This window comes from Chitinophaga sp. YR627 (assembly GCF_900114995.1).
GTDB lineage: Bacteria > Bacteroidota > Bacteroidia > Chitinophagales > Chitinophagaceae > Chitinophaga.
This window is the reverse complement of the sequence record NZ_FOUX01000001.1, coordinates 1,288,318-1,301,505: the sequence shown is the minus strand read 5'-3', so window position 1 is coordinate 1,301,505 and position 13,188 is coordinate 1,288,318. Positions and strand designations below refer to the sequence as shown.

At 48.0% G+C, this 13,188-nt stretch carries 14 protein-coding genes; all 14 read left to right on the top strand.

Going from position 1 to position 13,188, the window contains the following annotated elements; translation table 11 throughout:
* The 14 genes from cobI to BMZ72_RS04625 all read left to right on the top strand — a co-directional run bounded on the left by cobI (window position 1) and on the right by BMZ72_RS04625 (window position 13,187).
* A complete protein-coding gene (gene cobI / locus BMZ72_RS04690; RefSeq protein WP_089805736.1) occupies window positions 1-708 on the top strand; it encodes a precorrin-2 C(20)-methyltransferase in 708 nt (235 codons plus the stop codon).
* Window positions 705-2,060, top strand: a complete 1,356-nt coding sequence (gene cobJ, locus BMZ72_RS04685; RefSeq protein WP_089805733.1) for a precorrin-3B C(17)-methyltransferase — start codon at window positions 705-707, stop codon at window positions 2,058-2,060. Before cobI ends, cobJ begins: the two co-directional genes overlap by 4 nt.
* On the top strand, window positions 2,060-3,247 hold the full coding sequence (cbiE, locus tag BMZ72_RS04680; RefSeq protein ID WP_089805730.1) for a precorrin-6y C5,15-methyltransferase (decarboxylating) subunit CbiE: 1,188 nt from the start codon (window positions 2,060-2,062) through the stop codon (window positions 3,245-3,247). The genes cobJ and cbiE overlap by 1 nt, the downstream gene beginning before the upstream one ends.
* A gap of 1 nt (window position 3,248) precedes the next feature.
* Entirely contained in the window at window positions 3,249-5,081 is a 1,833-nt protein-coding gene (gene cobM / locus BMZ72_RS04675) for a precorrin-4 C(11)-methyltransferase (RefSeq protein WP_089805728.1), read from the top strand.
* Window positions 5,081-5,839, top strand: coding sequence for a precorrin-6A/cobalt-precorrin-6A reductase (locus BMZ72_RS04670; RefSeq protein ID WP_089805726.1), 759 nt, complete (start codon window positions 5,081-5,083; stop codon window positions 5,837-5,839). Before cobM ends, BMZ72_RS04670 begins: the two co-directional genes overlap by 1 nt.
* Window positions 5,836-6,918, top strand: coding sequence for a cobalt-precorrin-5B (C(1))-methyltransferase (locus BMZ72_RS04665; protein WP_089805724.1), 1,083 nt, complete (start codon window positions 5,836-5,838; stop codon window positions 6,916-6,918). The genes BMZ72_RS04670 and BMZ72_RS04665 overlap by 4 nt, the downstream gene beginning before the upstream one ends.
* Before the next feature lie 67 nt (window positions 6,919-6,985).
* On the top strand, window positions 6,986-7,615 hold the full coding sequence (locus BMZ72_RS04660; protein ID WP_255373106.1) for a hypothetical protein: 630 nt from the start codon (window positions 6,986-6,988) through the stop codon (window positions 7,613-7,615).
* An 11-nt stretch (window positions 7,616-7,626) separates the two neighbouring features.
* Window positions 7,627-8,571 (top strand): ATP-binding protein, encoded by a 945-nt coding sequence (locus BMZ72_RS04655; RefSeq protein ID WP_089805720.1) that lies wholly within the window; start codon window positions 7,627-7,629, stop codon window positions 8,569-8,571.
* Between the two features lie 101 nt (window positions 8,572-8,672).
* Window positions 8,673-9,320 (top strand): vWA domain-containing protein, encoded by a 648-nt coding sequence (locus BMZ72_RS04650; RefSeq protein ID WP_089805717.1) that lies wholly within the window; start codon window positions 8,673-8,675, stop codon window positions 9,318-9,320.
* A 166-nt stretch (window positions 9,321-9,486) separates the two neighbouring features.
* Complete coding sequence (locus BMZ72_RS04645) at window positions 9,487-9,990, top strand: bifunctional adenosylcobinamide kinase/adenosylcobinamide-phosphate guanylyltransferase (protein ID WP_089805715.1); 504 nt, start codon at window positions 9,487-9,489, stop codon at window positions 9,988-9,990.
* 23 nt (window positions 9,991-10,013) lie between these two features.
* A complete protein-coding gene (gene cobT, locus BMZ72_RS04640) occupies window positions 10,014-11,054 on the top strand; it encodes a nicotinate-nucleotide--dimethylbenzimidazole phosphoribosyltransferase (RefSeq protein WP_089805712.1) in 1,041 nt (346 codons plus the stop codon).
* Between the two features lie 2 nt (window positions 11,055-11,056).
* Complete coding sequence (locus BMZ72_RS04635) at window positions 11,057-11,860, top strand: adenosylcobinamide-GDP ribazoletransferase (protein WP_089805710.1); 804 nt, start codon at window positions 11,057-11,059, stop codon at window positions 11,858-11,860.
* Window positions 11,845-12,369, top strand: coding sequence for a histidine phosphatase family protein (locus tag BMZ72_RS04630; protein WP_089805708.1), 525 nt, complete (start codon window positions 11,845-11,847; stop codon window positions 12,367-12,369). The genes BMZ72_RS04635 and BMZ72_RS04630 overlap by 16 nt, the downstream gene beginning before the upstream one ends.
* 239 nt (window positions 12,370-12,608) lie before the next feature.
* A complete protein-coding gene (locus BMZ72_RS04625; RefSeq protein ID WP_089805707.1) occupies window positions 12,609-13,187 on the top strand; it encodes a cob(I)yrinic acid a,c-diamide adenosyltransferase in 579 nt (192 codons plus the stop codon).
* Window position 13,188 lies beyond the last annotated feature (1 nt).

Here is a 13,188-nt window from a genome sequence, read left to right as displayed (position 1 = left end):
ATGAATAGCAAAGGAAAGATATATGGCGTATCATTAGGCCCCGGGGATCCTTTACTGATCACCGTTAAAGGCCTGCAAACACTACAACAGGCAGACAAGATCTATTATCCGGGTTCTCTCCTCGCAGATGGCAGTACTTCCAGTTATTCATTGCAGATTTTGCAGCATTATCAACTGGACGCTGATAAACTGCAAGGCATGTTCCTGAAAATGTCTGATGACCGCGACGCAGCTGAACAGACATATGCCGCTACTTTTCAGGAGATGCTGGCTGAATATGAAGCAGGCTTACAGGTCGCATTTGTCAGTGAAGGAGATATCTCCTTCTACAGCACTTTTGCTTATCTGCTGAAACATATCCAGCAGCACCAGTTAGAACTGGAGATCATTGCCGGTGTGCCTTCCTTTATATTAGGGGCTGCACAACATCAGTCATCACTGGCCATCCTCAACGAGAAGATCGCGATCCTGCCAAGAATGAAAGACAGGGATACACTCTCCCGCTATCTGGAAGAGTTTGAAACTGTTGTACTCATCAAGGTGAGAAGCGTACTAAAAGATATTCGTAGCCTGATCCAACAGACCGGCATCCAGATCGTCTACTGCGAAAGACTCGGCACCACACAGCAATACATCACCACAAACATAAACGACCTGGAAAACAGGGAGATCCCCTATTTTTCATTACTCATTTTAAAAAGAATATGAAGTTAAGCGTAGTTGGCATAGGACCCGGCGGTAAAGACTATATCCTGCCTGTTGCACAACAGGTACTGGCCACGGCTGATATCGCCATCGGGTACAGTTACTATTTTCAGTTTGTAGAGCACCTCCTGCCCGCACACTGTGAATGTATCGGGAAAGACCTGACTGAAGAGGAAGCCCGTGCCGAACTGGCGGTGAACCGTTGTGAGCCGGGTAAACATGTGGTGGTGATCAGCTCCGGAGATGCGGGTATTTATGCGATGGCCTCACTGGTCTATCAATATGCCAGCACCCGTACTGATAAGCAGATTGATTTGCAGACTATCCCCGGTATCAGCGCTTTTATCGCTGCCGCAGGCAGACTGGGAGCACCACTGGGACATGACTTCTGCTGCATCTCCCTATCTGATCTGATGACGCCCTGGCCCGTCATAGAGAAAAGGATCCAGGCAGCTGCTATCGGTGACTTCGTAACTTCTTTATACAATCCCAGAAGTAAAAAGCGTTTCTGGCAACTAGCCCGCTTCAGGGAATTATTCCTCCTGCACAGAGATCCCGCAACACCTGTAGCGATCATCCGTCAGGTGACCAGACCAGAAGAGACTATTACCATCACGACACTGGGTGAGATGGATGTGGAGTCCGTAGATATGTTTTCACTGGTGATGATCGGCAACTCGCAGACGTATCAGTTTAACAATCACCTCGTGACGCCGAGGGGGTATATGGCCAGGAAACCTGCCTCCGGACAGGAAATACAGGACGAAAGTTTCCGCCAGATCGCTGCACAGCTGAAACGTGAAGACGTCAGCGAAGCGGATAGATGGGCTATTATGCGTTGTATCCATACAACGGCCGACTTCGAATATGAAGACCTGTATTTGTCTAATAACGATGCCATTGCACAATGGCACGATTATCTGAGCGCCGGCGGTACGATCGTTACAGACGTGACCATGGTACAGTCAGGCATCACCAGAGAATTTATCAAAAGATATAATGCCAATGTTTACTGCTACCTCAATAATGAAGCAGTATTGCCATTAGCAGAAAAAGAAGGACTGACGCGTAGTCAGGCAGGTATGCGTATCGCGATAGAAAAACATCCAGATGCGCTGTTTGTAGTAGGTAATGCGCCTACCGCCCTGTTTGAACTCTGTGATCAGTTACAGGAACGCAAGTTCTCCCCTGCCGGCATCATCGGCGCACCGGTAGGATTTGTCAATGTGATAGAATCAAAACTGAAACTACAGGCTATGAAAACAGTGCCTTACGTGATCATCCGCGGAAGAAAAGGCGGTAGCAACGTAGCAGCCAGCATCGTCAACGCAGCATTCACCGTAAAAGACAGGTAGTGGAATATATCGTTATCGGCATATCAAACAATCCTGACTATCTCCTGCCGGAAGCTGCCATGGAGATAGTACCGCACTACCGCGTGTTCTCCGGTGGGAAAAGACACTATGAACTGATACAAAAACACCTGCCTGCCGGTCACCAGTGGATCGATATCCGTAGTGATATGCCGGCACTGTTTGAACAATATAAAACGTACGACGAGGATATTGTGATCTTCGCTTCAGGAGATCCCCTGTTCTACGGATTCGCAGCGACTATACAAAAGTATCATCCGGAGGCCGATCTCCAGGTATCGCCCTATTTCAACAGCATACAGCTGCTTTGTCACCGGTTGAACTTTGTCTATTCACATGTGGTAAATACCTCTGTACACGGCCGCTCCTGGCAAGAACTGGACCAGGCCCTGCTCAGACAACACCAAAGTATCGGTATTCTCACTGATCAGGTGAAAACACCAGCTGCCATAGCGGCACGTATGCTGGAATATGGATACGATAACTACGTGATGTACATCGGCGAAAACCTGGAAGGACAAGGACAAAAGATCGTATTCGGTGAACATATAAAAGACATGCTTAACTATGAGGCGCATACGCTCAACTGTGTGCTGCTGAATAAAAAGCACCACAGGTCTTTATCCGCCGGTATACCTGATCACAGTTTTGAAGGACTGGAAGGCCGGCCGAATATGATCACGAAAATGCCCATCCGGATGGTGAGTCTGGCGCAGATGGACCTTTCTGCAAAGCATACCCTCTGGGATATCGGTTTCTGTACAGGATCTGTATCCATAGAAGCCCGCAGGCAATATCCGCATTTACAGATCGTCGCTTTTGAGAAACGGCCTGAATGTGATGCTTTGTTTGAACTGAATACACGTAAGCATGCTACACCCGGTATCAGGAAGGTAATGGGCGATTTCTTCGAACAGGACCTCGCTTCCTTACCCAAACCCGACGCCGTTTTTATCGGTGGACATGGCAACCGGCTGGAAACATTGATCAGTCAACTGGACAGCTATCTGCCGGCAAAAGCGAAGCTCGTTATCAATGCAGTAAAAGAAGACAGCAAAACGCAGTTTATCGCGGCAGCCGGACAATTAAACTATACATTATCTGAACCGATGGTGATCACTGTGGATGCCCACAATCCGATCACTATCCTGACAGCAGAAAAGCAATAAAATGAGTAAGACAGTCATCATCGCCAGTACCGACAGAGGTGTTGCATTGGGCAACAGGATCCGGACAGAGTTTCCGAAATCCCTGCTGGTGAGCACCCGCCCACATGAACAAGCGACGCAGATAGAGAGTATCGCGGCATTTCTGGAAAACAACTTCAGCGCCTTTGATACGTTGATCTTTGTTGGTGCACTGGGGATCTGTGTACGCAGCATTGCCCCCTATCTACAGGATAAACAAAGTGATCCGGCGGTCATCAATATGGATGATAACGGACGTTTTGTACAGGCAGTAGTATCCGGACATGTGGGTGGCGCCAATGATATTACCCGTAAAGTGGCAGCCGCTATTGGCGCACAGGCTGTCATTACCACCAGCAGTGATCTGCAGGAGCTTTGGGCACTCGATACGCTGGCAAAGGAGTTTGGCTGGAAAGTTACGCCTTCGGAGGATATGAACAGCATCATTTCATTGTTTGTCAATAACAAACGAACTGCGTTATTACTCGACATAAAGGATAAAGGAACCGCCTATCTGGAGAAGAGTCTGCCGGCATTTGCGGATGTATATTATGACTTTCAACAGATAGACCTTAGTCAATATGAATTATTGATTGCGGTGACTTATAAAACCTATAGCCTCCGTATTCCGGTGCTGCATTTCCATGCACCCGTCTTACATGTTGGTATGGGATGCTCCCGTGATATTGAAACAGACCAACTGGAAGCATCTGTGTATGAGCAGTTAGCCATACAACAGCTGGCGCCGGCGGCGATAAAAACCATTGGTTCTATTGATGTAAAACATGATGAGACTGCCTTTATTGCTTTGGCAGAAAAGCTGCAGGTCCCTTTCATTACCTATACGGCAGAAGAACTGAATACACAGCATGTAGTGAATCCATCTGAAGTGGTGATGTCGAAACTGGGTGTACACAGCGTATCAGAAGCTTCGGCCATGTTGTCCTCACGTAACCAGGAATTATTACTGGAGAAACAGAAGATCACGGTGCCTTCCGGCAAGAAACACACCATTGCAATTGCACTGGATAGTCAGGCGATCCGTAAAGCAGTCGTAGCTATTGTGGGCGCTGGACCTGGAGATGCGGAACTGATCAGTCTTAAAGGAAAACAGCTGGTTGAAACAGCAGACCTGATATTATATGCAGGTAGTCTGATACCGGAAGAGATCACACATTATGCAAAGAAAGAGGCGATTGTAAGAAACTCCGCCAGTATGACGCTGGAAGAGCAGATCGGACTGATGGAAGAGCATTATGCGAAAGGCCACCTGATCGTTCGTTTACAATCAGGCGACCCAAGTATCTACGGAGCGATACAGGAACAGATGACCATCTTCGATGAAAAAGGGATGGATTATTATATCGTACCGGGGATCTCTTCCTTCCAGGCGGCAGCTGCCAGTCTGAAGTCAGAGTTTACCATCCCTGAAGTCGTACAGAGTATTATCCTGACCAGGGGTGCGGGTAAAACACCTTTACCGGAGAACGAGAAGCTGAACGAGATGGCGAAACACAAAGCCACCATGTGTATCTTCCTGAGTGCAACGATCGCGAAATCAGTACAGGAACAGTTGCTGGAACACTATGAACCGGAAACACCTGTAGCGGTATTGTATCGTGTGAGCTGGAAAGATGAAGAGATCTATACCGGTCAGCTGAAAGACCTGGCGCAGATCATCAGGGAGAATAAACTGACGCTCACCACCCTTGTCATTGTAGGTGTGGCGATCGGCGCAAGAAAGAACCGTTCTCACTTGTACAGTCCTGAATGGAAACACACCTTCAGAACAGGTAAAGCCTTAAAAGCGAAGTAATGATATTAGTTTTTGGTGGAACTACAGAAGGTAAGAAAGTAGCGGGCATACTCGAGCAGCATGCGCGGCCCTATTACTATTCCACCAAAACGGAGATAGATTTTGTAAAAGGTCAATATGGGCAATACCGGCATGGGGCAATGACAGCGGAAGACCTACAGGCCTTCTGTACCGCACAGGGCGTAAAAGCCATTGTGCATGCCAGTCACCCGTTTGCCCGTATCCTTCACGATACGATCCACACAGGTGCACAAGCCCTGTCGCTGCCGGTGTTTCGTTTTGAACGCAGTTATCCTGAAAAGCAGGAACATCCGCTCATCCGGTATGTAGATTCCTATCAGGCGGCGACCGACTGGCTGGAACATTACCCTGTAAAGAAATTACTGGCATTGACCGGCGTACAAACCATCGCGCCGCTGCAACATTACTGGCGGCAGCATGCGACCATCTTCCGGATACTCCCGAGAGAAAGTTCGCTGGCACTGGCAATGGCGGCAGGATTTCCGGAGGAAGACCTGATCCTGGAGATGCCGGGAGATGATCTGCAACAGGAATCCGCACTGATACAACAACATCAGATCGGGGCTATCCTGACGAAAGAAAGCGGGGAATCCGGCTTTCTTTCCACCAAGATCAGGGCAGCCCTGGAAAACAATATACCGATACTGATCGTACAGCGTCCTACCCTGCCGGAGGCATTTATTCCGGTGACGGATGAGGCTTCGCTGATCGGACACTTAAATCGACTAGGGGTATGAGTCTGCAGGAGATACCAGCCGGCCCTTTAAGACAGGGCTATACCACAGGAGCGTGCGCAACTGCATGTACCCGTGCCGCGCTGTTATCCCTCATCAGACAGGAAACAGTTTCCGAGGTGGAAATCACGCTGCCCCTGGGAGAAAAAGTGACATTTAGTATCAGCTCCTGCTCTTTTGACGGCGAACAGGCCACCTGTACAACGGTAAAAGATGCGGGGGATGATCCGGATGTGACCAATGGGGCTACGATCGGTGTGACGGTGTCTTTCAATGATACGCTGGAAGTGAAATTCTTCCGGGGAGAAGGCGTAGGTATTGTGACCCTGCCCGGACTGGCGATCGGGGTCGGCGAACCGGCGATCAATCCGGTACCCCGGAAAATGATGACGGATGTTGCCTTATTCCTGACACACCTGTATAAGCTCAATAAGGGGGTGAATATCGCCGTTTTTGTCGTGGATGGGGTCAATATAGCCAAAAAGACCTTGAACAGCCGTATTGGCATCTTAGACGGCATTTCCATATTGGGCACCACTGGTATCGTGAGACCCTTTAGCGCATCTGCCTATATCGCCAGTATCACCCAGGGTATCGATGTGGCACTGGCCAATAATTGCCGGGAGATCGTTATCAACTCCGGTGGCCGTTCGGAGAATATCCTGCGGAAGCGGTTTGACCACCTGCCGGAATTCGCCTTTATACAGTACGGCAACTGGATAGGCGAAACCCTGGAAAAGATCCGCAGCGTACCCCTGGAGAAGGTAACTATGGGCATTATGCTGGGTAAGGCAGCCAAACTGGCACAGGGCGAACTGGATACCCATAGCGGAAAGTCCTCCTGGGATAAACTGTTCATTCACGGACTGGCAAAGGAATGCGGGTATAGCGATGAGCAATGCGCCCCTATTCTGGAGCTGAATATGGCACGGCGGCTGACAGAAATATTCCCGTTCACCGAACAGGAACCTTTCTTCAGGAAACTGGCCGAATACTGCTACGCGGTGTGTAAACCGCTAATACCGGCGGTAGATCTACAAATATTGCTGATTGACGCAAACGATACTATTCTAAGATTTTAATATGATTGGATATCTTTTTACAGACTCTTTATTATTGGGTATACAGCACTCATTTGAACCCGACCATATGGCGGCCGTTTCTGTGCTGGCATCAGAAAAAGCCAGTAATAAGATCAGTCTTTCAAAGCTGATATGGCGCTCTTCTCAATGGGCTTTAGGACATTCCGTTACGCTGATCCTGTTCAGTTGCTTTGCGCTCTTATTGAAATCTGCCTTACCGCTGGACCTTTCCGGTTATGCGGAAATGATAGTGGGTCCGGTGATGATATGGCTGGGTATCTCTGCTATTCGCAGAAATCACAAACTCAAGCAGATGATGGCCACCCACAAGACCTTTTCAGAACATGAACATATCAACAATGCCCTGCATATACATGGTAAACAGGGACAGGAAATTGCCATGAACCCTTTAAGCCGTTCTTTCTGGGTAGGTATGCTGCACGGACTCGCCGGTACCGGTGGCGCCTGTGCCGTAGCCCTGATTATGGCCTCCCGTGATACGACAACAGCTATCGGCATCATTGTGTTGCAAAGCGTCGGCATCGTTGCCGCGATGACCACTTACAGTTGTGTACTGGCATTTTCAGTATCCCGGTTTATTGAGCGTAACCAGCTGGCATTTAAATCACTTAACGCAGCTGTAGGACTGTTCTCCATTGGCGTAGGCTGCCTGTGGATCTATAATAGTTTTGCGTAAATAGCTATCACATGCAATCATTTCCTTTTACAGCAATATACGCACAGGACGACTTCCAGCTGGCCCTCATACTCTGTATGATAGAGCCGGGACTTGGGGGGGTACTGGCCCTGGGCGACAAAGGCACCGGTAAAACGACGACTGTCAGGGGACTTAGTCACCTGATGCAGCGTAGTCTGCCTGACTTCCCTTTTGTGAACCTGCCAATAGGCGCCACGGAGGACAGGGTATTGGGCACTGTCCAGCTAGATACCCTGATCAACGACAGGAAGATCGCTATTCAGGCAGGTCTCCTGGCTACTGCTAACCATGGCATCCTGTACATCGATGAGGTCAATCTCCTGAATGATTACCTGATGGATATCCTGCTGGATGCTTCGGCCAGCGGTGGTTATCACCTGGAAAGAGATGCAGTGTCCCATTGGTTTGAAAGTAAATTTTGTCTGGTGGGTACGATGAATCCGGAAGAAGGGGAATTACGTCCGCAACTGCTGGACCGCTTCGGACTGAGTGTCACTGTACACACACCTTTGGACCGGACCGACCGTATACAGATCGTGAGCCGCAGGTTACAGTTCGATACCGATATGCCTGCGTTCCTCGCTCAATATGAGGCCACCGAGCAGCAACTGGCAGAAAGGATCGCTACTGCCAGAGAGCAGGTAAAACAAGTGACATACGACGAAATGATACAGGCTACGATCGCAGATACCTGTATTGCACATAAAGTGGAAGGTTTACGGGCCGACATCCTTTTGCTCAAAGCAGCAAGAGCATACGCGGCCTTCCATCACCGGAAATCGGTCACCACGGATGACGTACATAAAGTGATGCCGTTTGTACTCTCTCATCGTTCAAAAAACTTTTCCTCATCGCAAAATCCTCAGCAACAAAGAGAGCAGCAGTCTCCCAGGGATGAAAAGGAGGGCGATTCGATAAGGATAAAAATGAACTGAGTAAACCAGACAGTCCGCTGCAGGAATACCTGCTAAAAGCCGCGAAAACGAATAATTACGTACAGCTGAAGGCCAGTCCGGCGAATACCCGGAAGCACTCCATGGTAAAAAAGGATGCCGGTAAAACGGGCTTTACACAAAAGCCCTCCTACGCTCGTCCTACGTCAAAAGTCGCAGCACTAGCGACCATGATACACTATCTGGTATACGACAAGGCAGAGATCCAGTATAAGCGGGAACAGGCAAAAACGGAGTTATACGTTTGTTTTCTGCTGGATTCCAGCGGCTCCATGATGAAAGATAAACAAATTGCTTTTATCAAAGGTCTTGTAGCAACGACGATTGCCCGGTATAAAACCCGGCGTATTAAATACGCAGCAGTGGCCCTGCATAATGGAACGGCTCAGCTATTATCGGCTCCAACTCTGCATGCGAAAGATCTGCTACAGGCGGTTGCAGCACTGAAAACCGGCGGGAAGACCAATATGCAGTCCGGATTTGCTTTACTGCATCAGCTGATGAAAACAAATATGCAGCAGAAAGCCAGTCTGTACATTTTTACTGATGGTAAGATCAACGCCGGGAATACAGCTGCGCCTTTTGAAGAAGCGGTCAGGTATTATAAACAGTACTTGTCTGCTATCAGAGAGACGACTGTAGTAAATAATGAAAGCGGTTTTGTGAAGTTGGGAAAGGCGGGAGAATTGGCGGAAGCGATCAGAGCGAAGCTGGTGACAATCAGGGAATGAGGAATTAACAATTAGGAATGAGGAATTGGTTAGCCTGAAAAAAGATTTGTGATGTGAGTCAGGTAATCAATGTAATTCGTAATTCGTAATTCGTAATTCGTAATTCGTAATTCGTAATTCGTAATTCTCTGCTTTAATTTTTAACTCTTAATTCTTAATTGTTTCTGTGATACACTACATCTCCGGCGGACAACGTTCCGGTAAAAGCGCATACGCAACCCAACAGGCACTGGATATTGCCGATAATCCCGTATATCTAGCTACTTCGCGTATCTGGGATCAGGACCATCAGGCCCGTATCCAGTTACATAGAGATAGTCGTGATACCCGCTGGGAAAATATTGAAGAAGAAAAGTATGTCAGTAAGTTACAGCTGGAAGGCAGGACGGTGGTGTTTGATTGTGTCACCTTATGGCTGACCAACTTCTTCGTCGACAACCACTATGATGTAACAGCAGCTTTGGAAGAAGCGAAAAGGGAATTCGAGCAGTTCATACTGCAGGATCTCAACCTGATCATCATTTCCAACGAAATCGGTATGGGCGTACATGCCAGTACTGATGCAGGTAGAAAGTTTGCCGACCTCCAGGGTTGGATGAACCAGTACATTGCACAAAGGGCCGATAAGGCTACACTCATGGTATCCGGATTACCGCTGACACTCAAATAACACAAGTAACCAGTTTAACAGATATGACTACATTCCATATTGCCCCCCTCAACAGTGATATTACGGCGGCACTGCAACACAAGATCGACAACAAGACCAAACCCATTGGCTCATTAGGACAGCTGGAGAAGCTGGCTTTACAGATCGGCCGGGTACAACAAACGCAGACACCCGCACTGAATAACCCGACCATCATTGTCTTTGCCGGCGATCACGGTGTTGCACATGAAGGCGTGAGTCCTTTTCCACAGGAGGTAACCTACCAGATGGTCTTCAATTTCCTGCAGGGCGGTGCAGCGATCAACGTATTTACAAAGCAGAATGGTATCGCGATCAAGGTCGTGGATGCGGGGGTCAATTTCGATTTCAACCAACATCCCGGACTGGTACATGCCAAGGTGGCGATGGGAACCAAAAGCTTCCTGCATGAAGCCGCGATGACAGCTGCGCAATGTGAAACAGCCATTGAAAGAGGTGCAGCCATTGTAAAAGAACTGCACGGGCAGGGTTGCAATGTCATCGGATTCGGGGAAATGGGTATTGCTAATACCTCTGCGGCTGCGGTGATTATGAGTCTGCTGTGCGATATTCCGCTGGAACAATGTATCGGTAGAGGTACCGGACTGGATGATGAAGGACTGATCCGAAAAAAAGTGATCCTGGCAGAATCCATGATCCGTCATAACAAAATAGAAAAAACGCCCCTGAACGTACTCAGTACCTTTGGTGGCTTCGAAATAGCCATGATGTGTGGCGCCATGTTACAGGCCGCAGCATCTGGCATGCTGATCCTGGTAGATGGTTTTATCACTACTTCGGCATTGCTGGTCGCTTCGAAAATTAATGAACAGGTACTGGACTACTGCCTGTTCACACATCAGTCGAATGAGCAGGGACACAGTCTGATGCTGGCCCATCTGAAAGCAGTACCTTTACTGAGCCTGGGTATGCGACTGGGAGAAGGTACCGGCGCTGCTGTTGCCTACCCTGTTATACAGGCAGCTGTGAGCTTCCTGAATGAAATGGCCAGCTTTGAATCTGCCGGAGTGTCCAACAAAGCATAACTATGAAGAAAGAGGTCCGCATATTTCTGACTGCACTGATGTTCTTCACCCGTATACCGGTACCCTCGCGTATAGATCATAATACGGCGGACCTGAATAAGTCCAGCCGTTATTTTCCGATGGTGGGTATATTAGTAGGACTGATCGGGGCGCTTCTCTTTGCTGGTGCGAATGCCCTGTTCAAAGATATCTTTACAGCCGTCATCCTTTCAGTGATGGCGACACTGTTAACGACAGGTGCTTTCCATGAAGATGGTCTGGCTGACGTAGCAGACGGTTTTGGGGGTGGCTGGACCAAACAGCGTATCCTGGAGATCATGAAAGATTCCCGTGTGGGCGCTTTTGGTGTGATTGCCATCATGATGATCCTGCTGTTGAAGATTTGTCTGCTGGCAAAACTGGCCCTTGTGATGATCAATACACAACTATTGCCCTTCTGTCTGTTGTATATTGCCGCACATGCATTCAGCCGTACCATGCCGGTATGCCTCTTACGCTTCATGGCTTATTCCCGCGAAGATGACAGTACTTCCAAAAGCAAACCGCTGGCAACAAAGATCAGCTGGCCAGGTTTCATACTGGCCAATGTCACCGGACTCGTTCCCTTGTTATTGCTGATCATCTGCTTCCATCATTCATGGTTGCTACTGCTGGTCATCATACCCTGCGCCTTATTGACCATTTACCTGGCCCGTTATTTCAACAAATGGATCAATGGGTATACAGGCGATTGTCTGGGTGCAACACAACAACTCAATGAAGTCATTTTTTACATGGGCATACTGGCAATATGGAATTACATCTGATCAGACATATCAAACCCGACTATCCTGAAGGCCAGACCTACGGACAGACAGACGTACCTCTTCCGGCAGACTATGCCATCACACATGCCGGCATTATACAACACCTGCCCGACTATGATGTATTGTATAGCAGTCCGCTGACCCGCTGTAAACTACTGGCTACCGCCATTAACCCGAACCATCTGACAGATGCAAGGTTGATGGAACTGAATTTCGGTGACTGGGAAGGCAGAAAGTGGGATAAGATAGATCGTAAGGAACTGGATCCCTGGATGGAGGATTATAACTATATCAACTCAGCACCGCCTAAGGGAGAGTCACTCATGACCTTAGTAAACCGCTTTGCTGATTTTATATATGAACTGAAGCAAACGAAGTACGAACGAGTGTTGCTGATTACACATGCAGGTGTTATTCGTGCTGCGATGTACCTGTTCAATAATGTACCATTGAACGAGATCATGATGCAGAAAGTTGAATACGGCGGCACGTATAGCTTCACTGCGTGAAGAATTAATAATTAAGAATTAGGAATTAAGAATGATAAGATATAGTGTTCCTATCAGGCAATTAGTTTTAGTTAGTACTGGCCCAGAGCTTAGTCAAAATAATTCGTAATTCGTAATTCGTAATTCGTAATTCGTAATTCGTAATTCGTAGTCAGCAATTAAAAAATTATCACACTTATACTTTCAACACACACTAATCATAGGGAATTCTTAATCCTTAATTATTAATTCTTAATTGAATGAAAATATATACCAAGAAAGGTGACCGTGGCACCACTGCCCTATTCGGCGGCAGCCGTGTAGATAAGGACGATGTTCGTGTCAACTGTTACGGCACACTGGATGAAGTGAATTCCACTATCGGGTTGTTACGTGCCAAGCTGGGACCAGAGCACGAGTGGCAGCCAAAGCTGCATAAGATCCAGAAAGATATGATGGATATGATGTCTCATCTGGCCCGGCCTTCTGATTGTAAAAAAGAGAACCCTAATCCTAAACCGGAAGACGGCGCTGAATTCTGCGAACAATGGATTGACGAACTGGAAGCAGCTATGACAAGCAAGTCAGACTATTTCCTGCTGCCTGGCGGGAATGAGATCTCTGCTTTATGTCATGTGGTAAGAACGCAGATGCGCAGAGGGGAACGATTGCTGGTGACACTGATGAAAGCGGACCATGTAGATGAATATATCTCTGCTTATATCAACAGGCTCTCTGACCTGTTCTTTATACTCGCACGTGCAGAAATGGATAAAGCGGGTGTGGCAGAAGAAAAATGGCAGCTGTTTCTTTACAAAAGAAAGAAACAGCCGGAATAAG

What these genes read in the sequence shown, in the direction of transcription:
- cobI (WP_089805736.1), top strand. Translation starts at nt 1, where the DNA reads ATGAATAGCAAAGGAAAGATATATGGCGTATCATTAGGCCCCGGGGAT.
- cobJ (WP_089805733.1), top strand. Translation starts at nt 705, where the DNA reads ATGAAGTTAAGCGTAGTTGGCATAGGACCCGGCGGTAAAGACTATATC.
- cobM (WP_089805728.1), top strand. Translation starts at nt 3,249, where the DNA reads ATGAGTAAGACAGTCATCATCGCCAGTACCGACAGAGGTGTTGCATTG.
- BMZ72_RS04670 (WP_089805726.1), top strand. Translation starts at nt 5,081, where the DNA reads ATGATATTAGTTTTTGGTGGAACTACAGAAGGTAAGAAAGTAGCGGGC.
- BMZ72_RS04665 (WP_089805724.1), top strand. Translation starts at nt 5,836, where the DNA reads ATGAGTCTGCAGGAGATACCAGCCGGCCCTTTAAGACAGGGCTATACC.
- BMZ72_RS04660 (WP_255373106.1), top strand. Translation starts at nt 6,986, where the DNA reads ATGGCGGCCGTTTCTGTGCTGGCATCAGAAAAAGCCAGTAATAAGATC.
- BMZ72_RS04655 (WP_089805720.1), top strand. Translation starts at nt 7,627, where the DNA reads ATGCAATCATTTCCTTTTACAGCAATATACGCACAGGACGACTTCCAG.
- BMZ72_RS04650 (WP_089805717.1), top strand. Translation starts at nt 8,673, where the DNA reads ATGGTAAAAAAGGATGCCGGTAAAACGGGCTTTACACAAAAGCCCTCC.
- cobT (WP_089805712.1), top strand. Translation starts at nt 10,014, where the DNA reads ATGACTACATTCCATATTGCCCCCCTCAACAGTGATATTACGGCGGCA.
- BMZ72_RS04635 (WP_089805710.1), top strand. Translation starts at nt 11,057, where the DNA reads ATGAAGAAAGAGGTCCGCATATTTCTGACTGCACTGATGTTCTTCACC.
- BMZ72_RS04630 (WP_089805708.1), top strand. Translation starts at nt 11,845, where the DNA reads ATGGAATTACATCTGATCAGACATATCAAACCCGACTATCCTGAAGGC.
- BMZ72_RS04625 (WP_089805707.1), top strand. Translation starts at nt 12,609, where the DNA reads ATGAAAATATATACCAAGAAAGGTGACCGTGGCACCACTGCCCTATTC.